This is a genomic window from Streptomyces sp. NPDC093089 (genome assembly GCF_044754405.1).
In the GTDB taxonomy this organism is placed as follows: Bacteria; Actinomycetota; Actinomycetes; order Streptomycetales; family Streptomycetaceae; genus Streptomyces.
Genome location: NZ_JBIVPA010000019.1, coordinates 34,496 through 53,840, shown reverse-complemented (window position 1 = coordinate 53,840; position 19,345 = coordinate 34,496). Strand labels below are relative to the sequence as shown.

Sequence of the window (19,345 nt, the reverse complement as noted above, 5' to 3'; positions counted from 1 at the left end):
AGGCCGGTCTTGCGGGCCGTCCCGATCGCCAAGAAGAGACTCCCAAACCCCGGCAACGGATACAACCCCTTCCGGAAAGTTTTTTTTGATTCCTCGGTGTCGGCTAGGTCACAGCCGTACTTCTAAGGGGTGGATGCACGCCTAAACGTTCGAGTGAAAGGACTTTGGCCCCTTCCACTCACACAATCACACGCAGTGCACGGCGTACGCCTGTGAACGTCACGCTCGTACGCAGTCCCAGGTGGTCTCCGTCCATCTGCAGGGGGAGGGGGACCTTCGAATGCAAGGTGAAGTCGGTCAGGTCGTGCAGAGTCACGGCATGCTTGCCCCGCGGGCCCCGTTCCGGGGTCGAGGTGAGCAGCTGAGTGGCGTACCGGGCCACCGCCGGAGTGGACAGACGGCTCAGCCCGAGCACGTCGAGCGCGGTCTCGAAGGAAGCCTCCGGGGACGCGTACACCGGACGATTGCCCAGGTAGGTCCAGGGGGAGGTGTTGCAGATTATGGAGAGGACCAGGTCCTCGACCGGCTCCGCGCCGGGCCGCTCCAGGGTGATCGTCCCGTGCCGGCGGTGCGGATCCTCCAGGAACTGGCGGGCCACCTGGCGCAGATAGAGCGCGTGCGTGGACCGCTTCCCGCGCTCCCGCTGCTGTTCGACCCGGCCGACGACTCCCGCGTCGAACCCGAGCCCGGCGCAGAAGGTGAACCAGCGGGACGGCACCGACTCGTCCTCGGTGCCCGGCGTTCCCGAGGCCAGGCCGAGGCTCACCGTGCGTGCCCGGCGCTCGCGCAGCGCGTCGAGCAGGGCGCCGGTCGCCTCCACGGCGTCGTTCGGCAGTCCGAGCGCGCGGGCGAACACGTTCGTCGAGCCGCCCGGGACGACCGCGAGACCCGGCAGCCGGTCGGGGTCGGGCCCGCCGTGCAGCAACCCGTTCACCAGCTCGTTCACCGTGCCGTCGCCGCCGAGGGACACGACCAGGTCGACGTTCCCCGCGTCGGCGGCCTGCCTGGCCAGGTCCCGCGCGTGCCCGCGGTACTCGGTGGTGACCGCCTCCAGCTTCATCTCGCTCGCCAGCGCGTGGATCAGCACGTCACGGGTGCGGGCACTGGTGGTGGTGGCTGCCGGGTTGACCACGAGAAGTGCGCGCATGACCGCCAGCGTACCTACCCGGCGGTACCGGGCCCAGCCCAGCCGTGCCCCACCCACGACATCCGGGCCCGACCGGGGGCGCCTCGCCCACCGGGTCAGGGCACGGCCTGCCTGCCTCGCCCACTGTGCTCGGATCCGGCCAGGCGTGCCTCGGCCCCGCGTCCTGGCCCAGCCCGGCCCGGCCCAGCCCGTGCCTCGCCCGCCGCGTCCGGGCCGGCCGGGGATCGTCCGGAGGCGCGTCCGGAGGTGCGTGCACCCGGCCCGTCCGGCGTCGTACCCGCCCCGGCTACCCTGCCTTCCATGAGCAGCACGGAGCAGACCCCCCGCCCCACCCGTCTCGCCGCCGCGGCGGCCGTGGCCGGCATCGAGGCCCTCGGGCTCCTCGCCGGGGGCGTGTACATGCTGGTGCACGCCCTGACGGAGAAGTCCGGTGACCTCACCGGGGCGCTGACCGGCGCGGTGACGCTCGCCGCGCTCGGCCTGATCCCGCTCGCCGCGGCCCGCGGCCTCTGGCTGCGCCGCTCCTGGAGCCGCGGCCCGGCCGTCATCACCCAGATCCTGGCGCTGCCGGTCGCCTGGCAGATGCTCCAGGCGGACAGCGCGATGACCCCGGCCGGCGTCGTCCTCGCCGTCCTGGCGGTCACCGGGCTCGTCCTCCTGGTGAACCCGGCCACGACCGAGGCGCTCGGCATCCGGCGCCCCGGCCAGGACTCGGCCTAGATCCTTCGGCCCTACTCCTCGACGAGGAGCTTCTCCCGCAGCTGCGCCAGGGTCCGGGCCAGCAGGCGGGACACGTGCATCTGCGAGATGCCGACCTCCTGCGCGATCTGCGACTGGGTCATGTTCCCGAAGAAGCGCAGCAGCAGGATCCGCTTCTCCCGGGGCGGCAGGTCCTCGAGGAGCGGCTTGAGCGACTCGCGGTACTCGACCCCTTCGAGGGCCTCGTCCTCGGCGCCCAGGGTGTCCGCCACCGCCGGCGACTCGTCGTCCGTGTCGGGGACGTCCAGGGAGAGCGTCGAGTAGGCGTTCGCCGACTCCAGACCCTCCAGGACCTCCTCCTCCGAGATCCCGAGCCGCTCGGCCAGCTCGTGCACGGTCGGTGAGCGGCCGTGCTGCTGGGACAGCTCCGCCGTCGCCGTGGTCAGCGAGAGCCGCAGCTCCTGGAGCCGACGCGGCACCCGGACCGCCCAGCCCTTGTCGCGGAAATGGCGCTTGATCTCGCCGACGACCGTGGGCGTCGCGTACGTCGAGAACTCGACCCCGCGGTCCGGGTCGAACCGGTCGACCGACTTGATCAGGCCGATGGTCGCCACCTGGGTCAGGTCGTCCAGCGGCTCGCCGCGGTTGCGGAAGCGCCGGGCCAGGTGCTCCACCAGCGGCAGGTGCATCCGCACCAGGCGGTTGCGGAGCTCCGCCTTCTCGGGGGAGCCCTCCGGCAGCTCGCGGAGCTCGAAGAAGAGGGCGCGGGCGCCGCTCCGGTCGTGCGGGTCGGGGACGGCCGGGGCGTCCGGGAGGTCGTCGGCCTCGTCCGCATCGGCGGCCTGCTCGGCCTTCTCCGCGACCTCGGCCGCACCGCCGGCCTGCTCGCTGCTGGGCGCCCCGGGCGTCCCGGGGACCTCCGGGACGCCCGGGGTCCCGGGAACCTCGTGGTGCTGCTCGTGCTCGCTCATCTGGTCCGCCCGCTCCATAGCGACCTCATGCGGCCGCGCCTGCTGCTCAGGGATGCCGGCCGTCGCGTCCCCGCTCCTCACGCCGGGCCTGGCCCCGCGCCGCGCTGTTTGTAGAGGCTGATCGAGACCGTACGGTCATCGGCCACCGACGACTCCACCTTTCCGGCCAGTGCCGACAGCACCGTCCAGGCGAAGGTGTCGCGCTCGGGCGCCCGGCCGTCCGTGGTGGGGGCGGACACCGTCACGTCCAGGGAGTCGTCGACCAGCCGGAAGACACAGCTGAGGACGGACCCAGGCACGGCCTGCTGGAGCAGAATGGCGCAGGCCTCGTCGACCGCGATCCGCAAGTCCTCGATCTCGTCGAGGGTGAAGTCCAAGCGCGCCGCGAGGCCGGCCGTGGCCGTACGCAGCACGGACAGATAGGCACCCGCAGCGGGCAGCCGGACTTCCACGAAGTCCTGGGTCCCGGGCTCGCCTGCGATCTGGGACACCCTCACCTCCAAGGTGGCACAAGCTCATTCGGGGTCCGGGGGGAGAAGCCCCCGAACCGGGCGGTGCGCAGGGGGCTGCGCAGTCCGCCGTGACGCTATCGCGATCCGTCCCGCCGTGTCGCCGTGAGCCCCCCGTCCCCGATCACGCCCGTCACCCATGGTAGGGCCATGGGCGCGGACGGTGGGCAGAGGTCTGCGGGGGCCGAAAGCGAGCGACCGGCGGAGGGAGGACGTACCCACCCGCGGGGCGGTCGAACCGCCTCCGTACCGAACCATGTCCCCGGACCGAACAGCCTCCGTACCGAACCGTGTCCCCGGACGGGCCGGGTGCCGCGGAGGGCCGTGCCCCGGCGCCTCGCGACCCGGACGGGCCGTCAGACGATCGACCCGTCCACGAAGCACCAGCGCCAGGCCTCGCCCGGCTCGAAGGTCCGCATCACCGGGTGGCCGGTCGAGGAGAAGTGCCCCGTCGCGTGCCGCCCCGCCGAGGAGTCGCAGCAGCCGACGTGTCCGCAGCTCAGGCAGAGCCGCAGCTGGACCGGGTGCGTGCCGTCCGCCAGGCACTCGGGGCAGGTCTCGGCCTGTGGCACCGGCTCGGGGCGCGGCATTTCGGCAACGTGGGGGCACTCGCTCATGATGGCCAGGTTACGACGAGGCACGGGACGGGGTCGGGCATGGACGCACTGCAGCTGGTCGCACTGGTGGCGGCGAGCACAGCCATCGCGGGGTTCGCCCGCAGGACACCCGTGCCCGCCCCGCTGCTCCTGGTCGCGGTCGGCCTCGTCGCCTCCTACGTCCCGGGGATGCCGGACTACACGCTCGACCCGCACATCGTGCTGCCGCTGATCCTGCCCCCGCTGCTCTACACGGCCGCGCTGGACTCCTCGTACCTCGACCTGCGGGCCAACATCCGGCCGGTCGCCCTGCTCTCGGTCGGCTACGTCCTCTTCGCCACCGTGGCCGTGGGCTGGCTCGCGTACGTCCTCGTGCCCGACCTGCCGCTCACCGCGGCGCTGGTGCTCGGCGCGGTGATCGCCCCGCCGGACGCGGTGGCCGCCACCGCCATCGCCCGGCGGCTCGGCCTGCCGCACCGGATCACCACGATCCTCCAGGGCGAGTCCCTGGTGAACGACGCCACCGCGATCACCGCGTACAAGGTCGCCCTCGCGGCGGCCGTCGGCGAGGGCGTCAGCTGGGCGGGCGGCCTCGGGGAGTTCGCCCTGGCGGCGATCGGCGGCATCAGCGTCGGCCTCGTCCTCATGGTGCCGATCCACTGGCTCCGCTGCCGGCTCGGCGAGGCCCTCCTCCAGAACACCCTGTCCCTCCTCATCCCCTTCGTCGCCTACGCGGCGGCCGAGGAGGTCGGTGCCTCCGGGGTCCTCGCGGTCGTCGTGGTCGGCCTCTTCCTCGGCCACCGGGCGTACCAGGTCGACTTCGCGACCCGGCTCCAGGAGGAGGCCGTCTGGAAGATGGTCGCCTTCGTGCTGGAGTCCGCCGTCTTCGCCCTGATCGGCCTCCAGCTGCCGTACGTCGTCCAGGGTCTCGGGCAGTACGGCATCGGCGAGGCGGCCTGGTACGCGGCCGGGGTGTTCGTGGCCGTGGTCGTCGTCCGCTTCGTCTGGGTCTACCCGGCGACCTTCCTGCCCCGGTGGCTGTCGAGCCGGGTCCGGGAGCGGGAGCCGGAGGTGGACTGGAAGGCGCCCCTCGTCGTCGGCTGGGCCGGCATGCGCGGCGTGGTCTCCCTCGCCATCGCGTTCTCCATCCCCGTCGTCACCGACGGTGTGGAGTTCCCCGCCCGCAACCTCGTCCTCTTCCTCACCTTCACCACCGTCATCGGCACCCTGGTGGTGCAGGGCCTCACGCTGCCGCCCCTCATCCGGCTCCTGAAGCTCCCCGGCCGGGACGCGTACACCGAGACGCTGGCCGAGGCGCAGGCCCAGAGCGAGGCGTCCCGGGCCGCCGAGGAGCGCCTCGACGAGCTGCTCCGGGACGAGCGCAACGCCCTGCCGAAGCCCCTCGCCGACCGGCTGCGCACCGTCCTCGAACGGCGCCGCAACGCCGTGTGGGAGCGGCTCGGCGCCGTCAACGAGGTCACCGGCGAGAACGCCGACGACACCTACCGGCGGCTCTCGCGCGAGATGATCGACGCCGAGCGCGAGGTCTTCGTACAGCTGCGCGACGCACGCCGCATCGACGACGAGATGATGCGGACGCTGCTCCGCCGCCTCGACCTGGAGGAGGCGGCCGCCTACCGGGAGACGGACTAGCCGGGCCCGCCCGACCGTCCCCGACGCCGACCGTCCCCGACGCCGACCGCCTCCGACGCTGCCCGCCTCCGACGCTGTCCGTTTTCGGCGCCGCCCGCCCCTGTCCTGTGCGACCCGCCCCGACGCCGTCCGGCCGGGCCCCCGTCCGTCCTCAGGGCGCGCCCGTCACCACCGCGGCGAGCCGGGTGCCCGCGGGGAACGCGCCCTCCTCCGCGAGCGTCACGAGGCCGTACAGCATTTTGGCCACATACAGCCGCTCGACGGCGAGTCCGTGCCGCGCCTCGAAGTCCTGTGCGAACGCCTCCAGGGCGGGGGGCGTGCGCGCGTAGCCCCCGCAGTGGAAGCGCTCGTCGAGCGACCAGTCGCCGCGGGGGCCGCCGAACGCCGCCCGCTGGAGGGCGTCGACCTCGCCGCCCAGGAAGCCGCCCTTCAGGACCGGGACGCCCAGCGCCCGCTGCCCCGGGGCCAGCCCGGCCGCGAGCCCCGCCAGGGTGCCGCCCGTGCCGCAGGCGACCGCGACCGCGTCCACCACCCCGGAGAGCTCCCGCCCGAGCTCCTCGCACCCCTGGACGGCGAGCGCGTTGCTGCCGCCCTCCGGGACCACGTACGTGCCCGCGGGGGCACGCTCCAGGAGCGCCGCGAGGGTCGCCGGGTCGTTCTTCGCGCGGTACGTGGACCGGTCCACGAACTCCAGCCGCATCCCGTCCGCCGCGCACCGCGCGAGGGAGGGGTTGAGCGGGCGCCCGGCCAGCTCGTCGCCGCGCACGACGCCGACCGTGGGGAAGCCGAGCAGCCGGCCGGCGGCGGCCGTCGCCCGCAGGTGGTTGGAGTACGCGCCGCCGAAGGTCAGCACGGGCCGGCCGTCCGCGGCGCGCAGGTTGAGCGCGAGCTTGCGCCACTTGTTGCCCGGCAGGTCGGGGTGGATCAGGTCGTCGCGCTTGAGCAGCAGCGTCACCCCGTGCCGGGCGAAGCGCTCGTCCTCCACCGGCTCCAGGGGCGAGGGGAGCCGGGGCCGCAGGCGGGAGGGATCGAACGCGTTCACCCGGCCATTCTCGCTCCCGCGGGGTCAGCGCAGCAGGTCGGTCATTCTCGCCGCCCCCCGCGGGGTCAGCGCAGCAGCTCGGCGATCCGCTGCCGCATCGAGGCCATCGTAAAGCCGCGCGGGTCGACCTTCCCCGGCTGCCACTCCAGGTGCCCGATCACCGAGCGGTGCGTCCAGCCGTGCGCCCGGCACACGGCCGCCGCAGCCTTCGCGATGGCCTCCAGCTGGACCTTCGGCCACGGGTCCACGCCGTCCCCGAGGTTCTCGCACTCGAAGCCGTAGAAGTGGCGGTTGCCGTCCGTGGTGGCCTCGTCGTCCGGGGGCAGGCGCCGCTCCGCGATGACCGCTCGGAGCACCTCGTCGTCGCCGAGCCCCGCGTGGTTGGCGCGCCCGTAGCCGACGAGGTGGACCGTGCCGTCCTTGGCGATGACGCCGTGGCAGAGCGGTCCCGGCAGGGCCTGGTGGCCGTCCCGGCAGAGCCGTACGGTCGCGGCGGTGCCCCGGGTCACGGTGTGGTGGATCATCACGCCGTGCACCGGGCCCCAGGGGCCCTTGTGGTTGCGGTTGTGGGTGGACCAGTCGCCGACCTGGACGACCGTCAGGCCCTCGTGGCGCAGCGCGCCGAGGAACCTGCTCGCGGTCATGGGTGAGGCCATGGCGGACTCCCTTCCGGGGACGGATGAACTTCCGGAATACCGGACTCCGCCACTCCGCGGCCACCCGTTCGGACCGTGTGCGAGCCGATCCGGACAGGGGGTCAGGAGGCCCGTGGGGCTCCGCTGTTCGGATGGAAATCACGTGACATGCCCCGAAGATCGTCGAACAGTCCCACTCGAATGTGTAATGGCGCCGACACGCTCCGTCCTGGAAGGCTTCGTCTCGCAACTCAGTCATACGAGAGGGAGTTCCATGTCCGTTGGTTCGGTTGGCGACGACGTCCGCGCGGAGCAGCAGGCGCCGCAGCAGAGTCTCGGCACCGCCGCCGCGCGGAACCTCGCCACGACCACCAAGTCGGCCCCGCAGATGCAGGAGATCACCTCCCGGTGGCTCCTGCGCGCGCTGCCGTGGGTCCAGGTGCAGGGCGGCACGTACCGGGTGAACCGGAGGCTCAGCTACTCCGTGGGTGACGGCCGCGTCACCTTCGTCCAGACCGGGGAGCGCGTCGCGGTCATCCCCGCCGAGCTCGGCGAACTCCCGGCCCTGCGCGGCTACGAGGACGAGGCAGCCCTCACCGAACTGGCGGCCCGCTGCACCCAGCGGGAGTACGCGGCGGGCGAGGTCATCGCCACCGCCGGCGCCCCCGCCGACCGCGTGCACCTCCTCGCGCACGGCCGCATCGAGCAGATCGGCGAGGGGCCGTACGGCGACGAGGCCGTCCTCGGCGTCCTCGCCGACGGCGCCTACCTCGGCGAGGCCTCGCTGCTCGACGCGGACGCCACCTGGGGGTGGACCGCCCGCGCCGCCACGGCCTGCACGGTCCTCGAACTCACCCGGGACGACGTGCGCAACCTCGCCGACCGCGCCGTCTCCCTCGCCGCGCACCTCGCGACCGTCGCCGCCCTGCCCGACCAGCGCACCAACACCTACGGCGAGGCGGCCATCGACCTCTCCGCCGGCCACGTCGGCGAGGCCGTCGTCCCGCACACGTACGTCGACTACGACGCCTCGCCCCGCGAGTACGAACTGAGCGTCGCCCAGACGGTGCTGAAGGTCCACAGCCGCGTCGCCGACCTGTACAACCAGCCGATGAACCAGACCGAGCAGCAGTTGCGGCTCACGGTCGAGGCGCTCCGCGAGCGCCAGGAGTACGAGCTCATCAACCACAAGGAGTTCGGCCTCCTCTCCAACTGCGACTACGGGCAGCGGATCCAGCCGCACGACGGCGCCCCCAGCCCCGACGACATGGACGAGCTGCTCTCCCGCCGCCGGGGCTCCAAGCTCTTCCTCGCCCACCCGCGCGCCATCGCCGCCTTCGGCCGCGAGCTCAACAAGCGCGGCCTGGTGCCGGAGACCATCGACGTCAACGGCAACCGCATCCCGACCTGGCGCGGCGTCCCGATCTACCCGTGCAACAAGATCCCGGTGTCCGACGCCCGCACCACCTCGATCATCTGCATGCGTACGGGCGAGGCCGACCAGGGCGTGATCGGTCTGCACCAGACCGGCCTCCCCGACGAGATCGAGCCCAGCCTGTCCGTCCGCTTCATGGGCATCGACGAACAGGCGATCATCTCGTACCTGGTCACGGCCTACTACTCGGCCGCGGTGCTCGTCCCGGACGCGCTCGGCGTCCTGGAGAACGTCGAGGTCAGCCGCTGGCGCTGAGCCGGCGACGCCCGGGGCGGGGACCGAACCCTCCCGCCCCCGGCGTTCCGGGCCCACCGCCGCAAAGGATGCGAAGGAAGAGACCGTGACCATGACCAGCGCGGATGCCGTCACCGACGGTCAGGGGGCCGTGCGGCTCCTGGATCAGACGCGTACTGCTGTCCACCCCCAACTGCGCTCGACCGTCGAGTCCCTGCCGGGGTCCATACGGCGGGTGGCGATGTACCACTTCGGCTGGGAGCGGGCCGACGGCACCCCGGACGCCGGGCAGGCGGGCAAGGCGATCAGACCCGCGCTCGTCCTCGCCGCGGCGCGCGCCCTCGGCGCCGAGACGGCCCAGGCCGTGAAGGCCGCGGCCGCGGTGGAGCTCGCGCACAACTTCACCCTGCTCCACGACGACATCGTCGACGAGGACCCCACCCGCAGGCACCGGCCCACCGCGTGGACCGTCTTCGGGATCCCGGACGCCCTCATGGCCGGGGACGCGATGAGCGCGCTGGCCCTGCGGCTGCTCGCCGAGGACCCGCACCCCGCCTCCGCGGCCGCGTCCGCGCGGCTCGCCGCCTGCATCATCGAACTCTGCGCCGGCCAGCAGGCGGACTGCGCCTTCGAACAGCGCGGCCCTCGCGAGGTCTCCCTCGACGAGTGCCTGGCCATGGCCACCGCCAAGACCGGCGCCCTGCTCGGCTGCTCCTGCGCCCTCGGCGCGCTCTACGCGGGCGCGGGCGAGGAGGAGGTCGCGGCGATGGACGCCTTCGGCCGGGAGGCCGGACTCGCCTTCCAGCTGATCGACGACCTCATCGGCATCTGGGGCGACCCGGACCGCACGGGCAAGCCGGCCGGCGCCGACCTCGCCGCCCACAAGAAGTCGCTTCCCGTGGTCGCGGCGCTCACCTCGGGCACCCCGGCCGGGGACGAGCTGGCCGAGCTCTACTCCCGTCCGACCCTGGACGCGGCGGCGGTACGGGCCGCGGCGGACGCGGTGGAGCGGGCCGGCGGGCGCGACTGGGCGCAGGCCCAGGCGGCCGAGCGGATGGGCCGCGCGGTCGAGTACCTGGCCCAGGCGGTGCCGGACCTGGCGGCCGCCGGGGACCTGCTCGCCCTCGCGGAGTTCGTCACGCGGCGCACGCGCTGACCGCGCCGCGGCCGGTCGCGCCTCGGGCGACCGCGCCGGGGCCGGTCGTACCGCCGCCGGTCACGCCTCGGGGACGATCCGGGTGACCACGGTCTCGATCAGGTCGTCCAGGTCCCGGTCGCCGTGGAGCTCGGGGACCGTGAAGTGGTCGAGCAGCAGCCCGGTGAGCGCGAAGTAGAGCAGCCGGACCGTGTCCGCGTCCCCGGGCATCCCGGCGGCGAGGTGCCCGCGGATGTTCTCGTCGAGATCGGAGCGGAGCACCTTGGTGAGCTGGGTCCGCAGCTCCGGGCGGCGGACGGCTTCGAGCCTGAGCTCGAAGAGCCCGAGGTAGCAGGTGCGCTCGGCCGCGAGGCGCCGGGCGATCCAGCGCATCAGTTCGAGCACCAGTTCCCGGCTGGGCGCGGGCCGCAGGGCGGCTTCGGCGTCGCCCGGGGCCGGGGTCAGCCGGACGAAGATCCGGTCGCCGACCTGGGAGAGCAGCTGGTCCCGGTGGTGGAAGTAGTTGGACGAGGTGCCCGTGGGGACCCCCGCCCGGGCGTCGACCGCCCGGAAGGTCAGCCCGCGGGCACCTTCGTCCGCCAGCACCTCGATCGCGGCGTCGAGCAGTGCCGTACGGCGTTCCGGGTTTCTCGCCACGTCGGGCTCCCTCGTGTCCTGAATGCGTTCTCTTCGAAAATAGGCCTTGCGCAACCACTACAAGCGAAGCACTATAACTGTCGTGGTTGCGGACGCGGCCACGTCACCCACCCGAAGAGGACCGGTTTGCGCAAGCTCACGTACTACATCGCCTGCACCATCGACGGCTTCATCGGTGACCCCGAGGGGGACGCCACGTCGATGCACAAGTTCACCGAGGGCCCGTACATGCAGTGGATGGGCGCCGAGTACCCCGAGACCATCCCGACGCAGGGACGCGAGATGCTCGGGATCGACAGTGAGAACAGGCACTTCGACACCATCGTGCAGGGCAGGGCGTCGTATCAGCTCGCCCTGGACATCGGCGTCACCAGCCCGTACAGCCACCTGCGCGAGTTCGTCGCCACCCGCTCGCTGGCCGAGGCGCCCCACCCCGACGTGGAGCTGATCGCCGACGACCTCGTCGGCCGCGTCCGCGAGCTCAAGGCCGAGGACAGCCCCCTGGACATCTACCTCTGCGGCGGCTCCACCATCGCCGGCGAGCTCATCGAGGAGATCGACGAGCTGGTCATCAAGACGTACCCGCAGGTCTACGGCAGCGGCATGCCGATGTTCGGCGCCGGCTTCGAGCCCCGCGACTTCGAACTCGGCGACGTCCGCGCCTTCGAGAACGGCGTGCTCGTCCGTACGTACACCAGGAAGCGCTGACGGCGGGAGGCGCTGGCACCGGGAGGCGCTGACGGCGGGAAGCCCTGGCTGCGGGAAGCGCTCCGGCGCGGGGCGGCCTACCCTGGAGGCATGGGTGACGAGGTGCCTCGTACGACGCGGGACCCCCGGTCCGAGCCGAAGTGCCCGGCCTGCGGTCGGACGCGTGCCGTCATGGCCACCCGGCACAAGGTCCTCGGGGCCTGGGTGCCGGAGTGGGAAGTGCAGCCCTGCCGCAATCCCGACTGTGCGCTGTACGAGGGCGCGGAAGCCGCGAGCACGCACGTGACCGGCAAGAGCGACGAGATCGGGAGAAGTCCGGCCACCGGGTGACCGGACGAGCGCCGGAGCCGGTCGTACAGCTACAGTCCGCGCATGTCATCGGAGTCGACAGAAGTCTGGACCGGTTGGTACCGGGACCGCAGCGGCGCGGAAGCGATCGTCATCACGGCCGACGGGCGGCACGTCGCCACCCGGATCAGGGGGGTCGAATACACCGGCGAGAGCTTCGCCGTGCTGAGCGCCGCCGGCGAGGGCGCGGCCGACCGGAGCGGGCACGCCCTCACCGGGTGCGTCCTGGAGTGGGACCTTCCACTCCCCGTCCTCCTGGACGGCGCCACCCAGCAGGCCACCCTGGCCTGCCTCCTGACGCTCGGTGAGCGCGCGGACCTCAGCCTGACGCTGCACTACGGGGGCGCCGCCTTCGAGGCGTGCGTCGCCGGAGGCGACTTCGAAGGGGCGCTCGACCGGGTCAGGCGCCAGCTGCCGCCCGGCGCGGACTTCGGCCGCCGGCTCCTCCAGACGGCCTGACGGCGCCGGCGCACGGCGGAAGAACGGACGGAACGGCGGCGCCCCCCTCGCGGGGCGCCGCCGTCCGACGTTCAGGACCGGCCGGTTCAGGAGGCCTTGAACGCGGAAGCGAGGCCGTAGCGCCACAACTGGTCGACACGGGCCCGCTCCTGGGCGTTCGGCGTCGCGTTCTGGCACGACGTGCCGGGCCCGCCGCCCGACATCAACTCGCTGCACGGGCCGCTGTAGTGGTCCGGCAGGCCCAGCACGTGCCCGGTCTCGTGGGCCGTCACGCGAGTGGAGTTGTACTGCTGGTTCTGCCGGTAGTCGAGGAAGATGTAACCGCCGCCGTGGCCGTCGGTGCTGGCGTACGAGCCGCGGGAGTCGTTGCCCTCGTAGTACCGGAAGTCCGGGTTGCTGCCCTCGACCAGCCGGACGTTCACCACCGAGCTGTTCCATATCTGGGTCGAGCGGGCGATCTGGGTGCGGAAGCTCGGCGCGTTGGCGGCGCTGTAGACGACGGTGACGGCGGCCGCGCCCGGGGCGGCGGCCCGCTTCTTCGCCACCGACTTCACGACGGCGTCGAAGAAGGCCTTGTTGGCCTTGGCCTCCTCGGCCGAACCGGCGTACGCCGCGGTGGCGTTGCCGGCGGTCACGGCCGGCGCTGTGGCGGCCGCCGGGGCCGCACCGAGGGAGGCGGCGAGGCCGACGCCGAGAGTGGCGGTCAGCAGGGAGGTGAGGACCTTGGGGTGTCGCATGGGGGGCTCCTCCTGTTGGGGTCGGAGAGAGTCTCGGGGCAGCCGAGGTGCGCGGGGATGATGCCAACTCCCGATAACCCCAATGCATCACCCCCGTGTGAAGCCACAACTGCCTTGAAATACAAGGAGATTGAGTGGTTCCGGATGTCTGGTGCGACTCCCGTCCGCCGCCCTACCCTCGGGACATGGAGCTGGAGGTCAGACACCTGCGCGCGCTGTGCGCCATCGCGGACGCGGGCAGCCTGCACAAGGCCGCGCGGCAACTCGGCATGAGCCAGCCCTCGCTGACCACCCAACTGCGCCGGATCGAGAACTCCCTGGGCGCCGAACTCTTCTCCCGCGGCCGCACCGGCTGCCGCCCCACCCCCCTCGGCCGCACCCTGCTCAGCAGGGCCCGCCCCCTGGTCGCGGACATGGCCGCGCTCGTCACCGAGACCCGTGCCGCGGCCGCCCGCACCGACGGGCCGGGACTCCGCGTCGGCTCCACCGCCAGCCGGGCGCTCCCCGGCTGGCTGCGCCGGCTGCGCCAGCGGCTGCCCGGCACCGACGTCGGACTCCGGATGGACGTCTCCGCCGGCGCGCTGCTGCGTTCGGTCGCCGCCGGCCGGCTCGACGTCGCGTTCGTCCACGAGGTGGAGGGCTGCCCCTTACGGGTCCCCGACGGCCTCGACGGCCGGGTCCTCGTCGCCCGCGAACCGCAGTTCATCTCCATGGCCCGCGACCACCCGGCCGCCGACCGGCCCGTCGTCGACCTCGCCGACCTCGCCCACGACCACTGGATGGTCGACCCGACCGTCGACGGCGAATGGGACGGCCTCCGCCGGGTCCTCGGCGCCGCCGGCATCGACCCGCCCCTGCTGCACGGCGACTACCACACGGCCGCCTCGCTCATCGTCCTCGGCGAGGCCGTCGCCCCCTGCCAGCCCACCTCCGTCCCCCGCGAGGACATGGCCATCCGCCCCCTCCGCGGCGACCCCCTCGCCGTCCGCCTCCTCCTCTACGCGCGCCCCGGCGCCCCCCTCGACCTCCTCTACGCGGAACTCGCCTCCGCCTACCGCGAGGTCGCCCTCCGCGCGGCCCCCTACCGCGAGTGGCTCCGCGACCAGGGGACGGCCGCGGGCCTGTCCGTGGGGCCGTGCATGATGACCGCATGAACGCACGCGAGGACGGCCCCGCCCCGGCAGCCGTACGACGGGCACGCGAGGACGGTCGTGCTTCGGCAGCCGTACGGCGGGCACGCGAGGACGGTTCTGCCTCAGCAGTCGTGCGGCACGCGCGCCCCGAGGAACTGCCCCGGATCGTGGAACTGATCGTCGAGCACGCCGCGTACGAGAAGGCGCCCGCCCCGGCACCCGGCCTCGCCGAACGCCTCGCCCGGCTCCTCTTCGGCACCGCACCGCCCCGCCTCCGCTGCCTCGTCGCCGTCCTCCCCGACGGCGCCCTCGCCGGCTACGCCACCTGCGCCCCCGAACTCTCCACCTGGGACGGCGCCGAATACCTCCACATGGACTGCCTCTACCTCACCGAGGCCTCCCGCGGCCACGGCCTCGGCCCCCTCCTCACCGCCGCCGTCACGGCCGAGGCCCGCGCCCTCGGCCTCACCCAGGTCCAGTGGCAGACCCCCGTCTGGAACGAAGGTGCCATCCGCTTCTACGACCGCCTGGGTGCCACCTCCCGGCAGAAGCGCCGCTACACCCTCCCGACGGGCCCGGCCTAGGCCTGTCCCGGCCCGGGGGGTGTCCTGCCGGTCAGGCCGTCGAGGACGCGGTCGGCGTGGTGGGCGGCCTCGGCGGGGTCGAGCGGCGCGTGGCCGACGAGCAGGCGGTACCAGAACGTGCCGAAGACCTGGTCGGCGGCGAGCTCCAGATCGGCGCCGGCGGGCAGTTCGCCACGGTCGAGGCCGCGACCGCACCCGCCCCGTCTCCCCGAAGCCCTCCGCCTCGTCACCGACCTCCTCCCCGCCCGACCGGACAACACCAAGGGGCCCGACCGTCACGGCCGGGCCCCTTGGCGTATCGGGAGGAAGAAGGTCAGGCCTTCTTCGTCTCCCAGAAGATGCGGTCGATCTCGGCGATGAGTTCGAGGGCCTTCTCGCCGGTCTTCGGGTCGGTGGACGCCTTGGCGGCCGAGAGGGCCTTCAGGGTGTCGTTGACCAGCTGGTTGAGCTCGGGGTACTTCTCGAAGTGCGGGGCCTTGAAGTAGTCGCTCCAGAGCACCGAGACGTGGTGCTTGGCGAGCTCCGCGCGCTGCTCCTTGATGACCGTGGCGCGGGCGCGGAAGTGCGCGTCCTCGTTCGCCTGGTACTTCTCCTGAACAGCCTTGACCGACTCGGCCTCGATGCGGGCCTGGGCGGGGTCGTACACGCCGCAGGGGAGGTCGCAGTGGGCGCTGACCGTCACCTTGGGGGCAAACAGGCGGGAGAGCATTGAGCCGTCCTTCCTCGTGATCGTCTTCTCAGGTGGGACATTACTCGGTGAGAAGGGCGTTTTCGCGGGCGCCCCCTGGGGCTTAGGTCAAAAGTCCAGGGTCACCATGGGACTCGTGTACGAGTGGACGAGCGGATGCGCGGGCGGATCGGGAGGTGCCGGATGAGGGAGTCGGGGTGGGAGCAGGTGGCGGAGGCCGGGCCGCCGTTCGGGATCGCCGAGGTGACGGGGGTGTCGATGGTGCCGGCGCTGCTCCACGGCGACCGGCTGTTCGTGCACTACGGCGGGCGGCTGAAGCCCGGGTGCGTGGCGGTGCTGCGGCATCCGCTCCAGCAGGATCTGCTCATCGTGAAGCGGCTGATCGAGCGACGCGACGGCGGCTGGTGGGTGCTGGGGGACAACCCGGCCGCCGAGGGGGACAGCCGGGTCTTCGGGGCCGTGCCGCCCGAGCTGGTCCTCGGGCGGGTGCGGGCGCGGTACCGGCCGGTGACGCCGGGGCGTCAGCGGTCGGCCGCGGTGACGCTCTCCTGGCTCTTCTCGGCGGTCAGGCCCGTGTGGTCGGTCCGCTCGGCCTCCAGGCGCTTGCGGGCCCGGTAGGCGGCGACGTTGGCGCGGGTGGCGCAGCGGTCGGAGCAGTAGCGGCGGGAGCGGTTGGTGGAGGTGTCGAGGTAGGCGTTGCGGCAGGGCGGTGCCTGGCAGAGGCCGAGCCGGTCGGCGCCGAACTCGGTCAGGTGGAAGGCGAGGCCCATCGCCGCGATGGCCGCGTAGCCCGCGGTGGGGTTCGAGGGGTGGTCGGCGAGGTGCATGTGCCAGCGGGGGCGGCCGTCGTCGTCGAGGAGGTCGTGGCCGGAGATCTGGGGGCTGACGGGGAACTCCAGGAGGAGCGAGTTCAGCAGGTCGACGGCGCCCGTGTGGTTGCCCTCGTCGGCGGCGACGAAGACCGCCCGGAGCCGGGCGCGTACCGACCGGAACCGGCTGACGTCGGGGTCGGTGACCCGTCGGGCCATCTGGGTGGCCGGGCCGAAGAGCTCCCGGATGACCTCGACGGAGGTCAGGGTGTCCTTGTTGCGGGCCGGCTCCTCGGTGTTGACCAGACGCACGGCATAGTCCGAGTAATAGGCCAGTTCCACTTGTAGTCCTTACTCCGGCGGGCTAGGGTCTCGGTCGTGAGGGGTAATGGCTATGTCCCCTTCGAGGGTATTACGAAGGAGCGGGGAGGGTACGGCGATGACCGGAACCGACTGGGCGGCCTGGCAGCGGAGCTGGGACCGTCAGCAGGAGTGGTACATGCCGGACCGCGAGGAGCGGTTCCGCGTGATGCTCGACATGGTCGAAGCGGTCGTGGGACCGAAGCCCCGCGTGCTCGACCTCGCCTGCGGTACGGGAAGTATCACGGATCGGCTCCTCCGGAGGTTCCCCGATTCCACCAGTACTGGAGTGGATCTCGACCCGGCCCTCCTGGCGATCGCCGAAGGACACTTCGCCGGCGACCCGCGCGTCACCCTCGTGGCCGCCGACCTCAAGGACCCCGCCTGGGCGGCGGGGCTGCCCCACGACACGTACGACGCCGTCCTCACCGCCACCGCGCTCCACTGGCTCCACAGCGAGCCCCTGACGGCCCTCTACGGGCAGCTCGCCGGGCTCGTCCGGGAGGGCGGCGTCTTCCTCAACGCCGACCACATGATCGACGAGACCACCCCGCGCATCAACGCCGCCGAGCGCGCCCACCGCCACGCCGCCATGGACCGCGCCAAGGCCGCCGGGGCCCTGGACTGGGCCGAGTGGTGGGCCGCCGCCGCCGCGGACCCGGCCCTCGCCGGCCCCACCGCCCGCCGCTTCGAGATCTACGGCGAGCACGCCGACGGCGACACGCCCTCCGCCCGCTGGCACGCCGACACCCTCCTCGCCGCCGGCTTCGCCGAGGCGCGCCCGGTCTGGGCCTCGCCCTCGGACACCCTGCTCCTCGCGGTGAGGTAGCGGCCCCGCACCTCGCGGTGAGGTGGCAGCCCCGCTCCTCGCGGTGAGGTGGCAGCCCCGCACCTCGCGGTGAGGCGGCAGCCCTGCACCTCGCGGTGAGGCGGCCATCCTGCTCCTCGCGGTGAGGCGGCCACTCCGCAAGGCGGCCGCCCTGCTCCTCGTAGCGAGGTGGCCGTGCGCGGGACCCGTCGGAGACGGCGAAGGGGCGGTACGGGGGAACCCGTACCACCCCTTCGTACACGGGCTACAGCACCTTGGACAGGAACGCCTTGGTGCGGTCGTGCTGGGGGTTGGTCAGGACGTCGCGCGGGTTGCCCGACTCCACGACCACGCCGCCGTCCATGAAGACCAGCGAGTCGCCGACCTCACGGGCGAAGCCCATCTCGTGCGTGACGACGACCATCGTCATGCCCGACTCGGCCAGGTCCCGCATGACGTCGAGGACGTCGCCGACGAGCTCCGGGTCGAGCGCCGAGGTGGGCTCGTCGAAGAGCATCAGCTTCGGCTCCATGGCCAGCGCACGGGCGATGGCCACGCGCTGCTGCTGGCCGCCGGAGAGCTGCGAGGGGTAGTTCCCCGCCTTGTCGCCCAGGCCGACCCGGTCGAGCAGGCGCTCGGCGCGCTCGCGCGCCACCGCCTTGGTCTCGCCCTTGACCTGGATGGGCGCCTCCATGACGTTGGCCAGGGCCGTCATGTGCGGGAAGAGGTTGAAGCGCTGGAAGACCATGCCGATGTCGCGGCGCTGGGCGGCGATCTCGGCGTCCTTCAGCTCGTAGAGCTTGTCGCCCTTCTGGCGGTAGCCCACCAGCTCGCCGTCGACGTACAGCCGGCCGGCGTTGATCTGCTCCAGGTGGTTGATGCACCGGAGGAAGGTCGACTTGCCGGAACCGGACGGGCCGATCAGGCAGAACACCTCGCCGTTCTGCACCTCCAGGTCGATGCCCTTGAGGATGTGCGCGGCGCCGTACGACTTGTGGACGCCCTCGGCCTTCACCATGGCGGTCATCGGGTCACCGCCTCACGGTTGGAGAATCGGGAGAGGTTCGCCTTGACCTTCTGCCACGGGGTGGGCGGCAGGGAGCGCAGCGACCCGCGGGCGTAGTGCCGCTCCAGGTAGAACTGCCCGACGCTGAACACCGAGGTCAGGATCAGGTACCAGATCGAGGCGACGAAGAACATCTCCATCACCGCGAACGAGGTCGATGCGATGTCCTGGGCGGCCCGCAGCAGGTCGGGGTACTGCACGGCCACGACCAGGGACGAGGTCTTCAGCATGTTGATGAACTCGTTGCCCGTCGGCGGGATGATCACCCGCATCGACTGCGGCAGGATCACCCGGCGCATGGTCTTCGACTGCGACATGCCCAGGGCGTGCGCGGCCTCCGTCTGGCCCTCGTCGACGGACTGGATGCCCGCACGGACGATCTCCGCCATGTACGCGCCCTCGTTGAGGCCGAGACCCAGCAGGGCGGCCAGGAAGGGGGTCATGACGTCGGTCATCTCGTCCTTGTAGAACCCGATGTTGAAGATCGGGAAGATCAGGGCGAGGTTGAACCAGATCAGCAGCTGCACGTAGACCGGGGTGCCGCGGAAGATCCAGATGTAGAGCCAGGCGACGGTGCTCGTCACCGGGTTCTTGGACAGGCGCATGACGGCGAAGAGCACGCCGAGCACCAGACCCAGCGCCATCGAGGCGACGCTGATCAGGACCGTGTTCCCCAGGCCTTCGAGGATGCTGGGGTCGAACAGCTTCTCGGGGACGGTCGCCCAGCGGACATCGCCCTGGGAGAACGCCACGCCGAGCAGCACCAGCAGGGCCACCACGACGATGCCGGCGACCCAGCGACCGTAGTGGCGGACCGGAATGGCCTTGATGGCCTCCGGCGGGATCGCCGTCGGCGCGGGGGACGCGCCGGCGGGAACCTTGTCGACCTTGTCTTTGTCGAACTTGTCAGTCACAACGACTGCCCTTCAGTG

The 19,345-nt window shown here is 72.4% G+C and carries 24 protein-coding genes; 11 read left to right on the top strand and 13 right to left on the bottom strand.

What is annotated here, in order from left to right; genetic code table 11:
* Positions 1-178 precede the first annotated feature (178 nt).
* The gene (locus tag ACIQFX_RS34420) at positions 179-1,147 is read right to left on the bottom strand and encodes a diacylglycerol/lipid kinase family protein (RefSeq protein ID WP_402471431.1); all 969 of its coding nucleotides are present in this window, start codon (positions 1,145-1,147) and stop codon (positions 179-181) included.
* A 300-nt stretch (positions 1,148-1,447) separates the two neighbouring features.
* Here ACIQFX_RS34420 and ACIQFX_RS34415 point away from each other — a divergent pair, with 300 nt between their 5' ends.
* Positions 1,448-1,867, top strand: a complete 420-nt coding sequence (locus ACIQFX_RS34415; RefSeq protein WP_402471429.1) for a hypothetical protein — start codon at positions 1,448-1,450, stop codon at positions 1,865-1,867.
* Between the two features lie 11 nt (positions 1,868-1,878).
* Here ACIQFX_RS34415 and ACIQFX_RS34410 read toward each other — a convergent pair whose 3' ends face one another.
* The 3 genes from ACIQFX_RS34410 to ACIQFX_RS34400 form a co-directional block, all read right to left on the bottom strand.
* Complete coding sequence (locus tag ACIQFX_RS34410; protein WP_402471426.1) at positions 1,879-2,898, bottom strand: RNA polymerase sigma factor SigF; 1,020 nt, start codon at positions 2,896-2,898, stop codon at positions 1,879-1,881.
* Complete coding sequence (locus tag ACIQFX_RS34405; RefSeq protein WP_019889334.1) at positions 2,895-3,308, bottom strand: anti-sigma regulatory factor; 414 nt, start codon at positions 3,306-3,308, stop codon at positions 2,895-2,897. The genes ACIQFX_RS34410 and ACIQFX_RS34405 overlap by 4 nt, the downstream gene beginning before the upstream one ends.
* Positions 3,309-3,682: 374 nt before the next feature.
* Positions 3,683-3,943 carry a UBP-type zinc finger domain-containing protein gene (locus ACIQFX_RS34400; RefSeq protein ID WP_402471424.1) on the bottom strand — a complete coding sequence of 87 codons (261 nt, stop codon included), beginning with the start codon at positions 3,941-3,943 and terminating at the stop codon, positions 3,683-3,685.
* A 39-nt stretch (positions 3,944-3,982) separates the two neighbouring features.
* Here ACIQFX_RS34400 and ACIQFX_RS34395 point away from each other — a divergent pair, with 39 nt between their 5' ends.
* Positions 3,983-5,575, top strand: a complete 1,593-nt coding sequence (locus tag ACIQFX_RS34395; RefSeq protein ID WP_402471421.1) for a Na+/H+ antiporter — start codon at positions 3,983-3,985, stop codon at positions 5,573-5,575.
* Between the two features lie 151 nt (positions 5,576-5,726).
* Here ACIQFX_RS34395 and ACIQFX_RS34390 read toward each other — a convergent pair whose 3' ends face one another.
* Positions 5,727-6,617, bottom strand: a complete 891-nt coding sequence (locus ACIQFX_RS34390; RefSeq protein ID WP_402471419.1) for a 1-aminocyclopropane-1-carboxylate deaminase/D-cysteine desulfhydrase — start codon at positions 6,615-6,617, stop codon at positions 5,727-5,729.
* 65 nt (positions 6,618-6,682) lie between these two features.
* Positions 6,683-7,273, bottom strand: coding sequence for an N-acetylmuramoyl-L-alanine amidase (locus ACIQFX_RS34385; protein ID WP_402471417.1), 591 nt, complete (start codon positions 7,271-7,273; stop codon positions 6,683-6,685).
* 253 nt (positions 7,274-7,526) lie between these two features.
* On the opposite strand from ACIQFX_RS34385, the gene ACIQFX_RS34380 reads away from it, so the two are divergent.
* Together ACIQFX_RS34380 and ACIQFX_RS34375 are read left to right on the top strand one after the other, a co-directional pair.
* Entirely contained in the window at positions 7,527-8,942 is a 1,416-nt protein-coding gene (locus tag ACIQFX_RS34380; RefSeq protein WP_402471414.1) for a family 2B encapsulin nanocompartment shell protein, read from the top strand.
* A 91-nt stretch (positions 8,943-9,033) separates the two neighbouring features.
* Positions 9,034-10,077, top strand: a complete 1,044-nt coding sequence (locus ACIQFX_RS34375) for a family 2 encapsulin nanocompartment cargo protein polyprenyl transferase (protein WP_376487627.1) — start codon at positions 9,034-9,036, stop codon at positions 10,075-10,077.
* Positions 10,078-10,137: 60 nt separating this feature from the next.
* On the opposite strand, the gene ACIQFX_RS34370 is transcribed toward ACIQFX_RS34375, so the two are convergent.
* A complete protein-coding gene (locus ACIQFX_RS34370) occupies positions 10,138-10,713 on the bottom strand; it encodes a TetR/AcrR family transcriptional regulator (protein WP_402471412.1) in 576 nt (191 codons plus the stop codon).
* Positions 10,714-10,839: 126 nt separating this feature from the next.
* On the opposite strand from ACIQFX_RS34370, the gene ACIQFX_RS34365 reads away from it, so the two are divergent.
* From ACIQFX_RS34365 to ACIQFX_RS34355, 3 genes are all read left to right on the top strand, one after another.
* Entirely contained in the window at positions 10,840-11,421 is a 582-nt protein-coding gene (locus ACIQFX_RS34365; protein ID WP_402471410.1) for a dihydrofolate reductase family protein, read from the top strand.
* A gap of 90 nt (positions 11,422-11,511) precedes the next feature.
* Positions 11,512-11,751: a hypothetical protein gene (locus tag ACIQFX_RS34360; RefSeq protein WP_402471408.1), complete on the top strand. Its 240-nt coding sequence runs from the start codon at positions 11,512-11,514 to the stop codon at positions 11,749-11,751.
* Positions 11,752-11,793: 42 nt separating this feature from the next.
* A complete protein-coding gene (locus ACIQFX_RS34355; RefSeq protein ID WP_402471405.1) occupies positions 11,794-12,228 on the top strand; it encodes a DUF6304 family protein in 435 nt (144 codons plus the stop codon).
* A gap of 86 nt (positions 12,229-12,314) precedes the next feature.
* On the opposite strand, the gene snpA is transcribed toward ACIQFX_RS34355, so the two are convergent.
* A complete protein-coding gene (gene snpA / locus ACIQFX_RS34350; protein ID WP_402471403.1) occupies positions 12,315-12,965 on the bottom strand; it encodes a snapalysin in 651 nt (216 codons plus the stop codon).
* A 185-nt stretch (positions 12,966-13,150) separates the two neighbouring features.
* On the opposite strand from snpA, the gene ACIQFX_RS34345 reads away from it, so the two are divergent.
* Both ACIQFX_RS34345 and ACIQFX_RS34340 read left to right on the top strand, forming a co-directional pair.
* Positions 13,151-14,119 (top strand): LysR substrate-binding domain-containing protein, encoded by a 969-nt coding sequence (locus ACIQFX_RS34345; RefSeq protein WP_402471401.1) that lies wholly within the window; start codon positions 13,151-13,153, stop codon positions 14,117-14,119.
* Positions 14,116-14,682: a GNAT family N-acetyltransferase gene (locus tag ACIQFX_RS34340; protein ID WP_402471399.1), complete on the top strand. Its 567-nt coding sequence runs from the start codon at positions 14,116-14,118 to the stop codon at positions 14,680-14,682. The genes ACIQFX_RS34345 and ACIQFX_RS34340 overlap by 4 nt, the downstream gene beginning before the upstream one ends.
* On the opposite strand, the gene ACIQFX_RS34335 is transcribed toward ACIQFX_RS34340, so the two are convergent.
* On the bottom strand, positions 14,679-14,942 hold the full coding sequence (locus ACIQFX_RS34335; protein WP_402471610.1) for a TetR-like C-terminal domain-containing protein: 264 nt from the start codon (positions 14,940-14,942) through the stop codon (positions 14,679-14,681). The genes ACIQFX_RS34340 and ACIQFX_RS34335 overlap by 4 nt on opposite strands.
* A 53-nt stretch (positions 14,943-14,995) precedes the next feature.
* The gene (sodN, locus tag ACIQFX_RS34330; RefSeq protein WP_017236240.1) at positions 14,996-15,391 is read right to left on the bottom strand and encodes a superoxide dismutase, Ni; all 396 of its coding nucleotides are present in this window, start codon (positions 15,389-15,391) and stop codon (positions 14,996-14,998) included.
* 162 nt (positions 15,392-15,553) lie between these two features.
* Between sodN and sodX the strand changes: the two genes are divergently transcribed.
* Positions 15,554-15,988 carry a nickel-type superoxide dismutase maturation protease gene (gene sodX / locus ACIQFX_RS34325; protein ID WP_402471396.1) on the top strand — a complete coding sequence of 145 codons (435 nt, stop codon included), beginning with the start codon at positions 15,554-15,556 and terminating at the stop codon, positions 15,986-15,988.
* On the opposite strand, the gene ACIQFX_RS34320 is transcribed toward sodX, so the two are convergent.
* Positions 15,892-16,521, bottom strand: coding sequence for a CGNR zinc finger domain-containing protein (locus ACIQFX_RS34320; protein WP_402471393.1), 630 nt, complete (start codon positions 16,519-16,521; stop codon positions 15,892-15,894). The genes sodX and ACIQFX_RS34320 overlap by 97 nt on opposite strands.
* Positions 16,522-16,618: 97 nt before the next feature.
* Between ACIQFX_RS34320 and ACIQFX_RS34315 the strand changes: the two genes are divergently transcribed.
* Positions 16,619-17,368 carry a class I SAM-dependent methyltransferase gene (locus ACIQFX_RS34315; RefSeq protein ID WP_402471391.1) on the top strand — a complete coding sequence of 250 codons (750 nt, stop codon included), beginning with the start codon at positions 16,619-16,621 and terminating at the stop codon, positions 17,366-17,368.
* Between the two features lie 244 nt (positions 17,369-17,612).
* Here ACIQFX_RS34315 and ACIQFX_RS34310 read toward each other — a convergent pair whose 3' ends face one another.
* Together ACIQFX_RS34310 and ACIQFX_RS34305 are read right to left on the bottom strand one after the other, a co-directional pair.
* Complete coding sequence (locus tag ACIQFX_RS34310) at positions 17,613-18,374, bottom strand: amino acid ABC transporter ATP-binding protein (RefSeq protein ID WP_402471388.1); 762 nt, start codon at positions 18,372-18,374, stop codon at positions 17,613-17,615.
* Positions 18,371-19,327: an amino acid ABC transporter permease gene (locus ACIQFX_RS34305; RefSeq protein WP_402471385.1), complete on the bottom strand. Its 957-nt coding sequence runs from the start codon at positions 19,325-19,327 to the stop codon at positions 18,371-18,373. Before ACIQFX_RS34305 ends, ACIQFX_RS34310 begins: the two co-directional genes overlap by 4 nt.
* Positions 19,328-19,345: the final 18 nt, after the last annotated feature.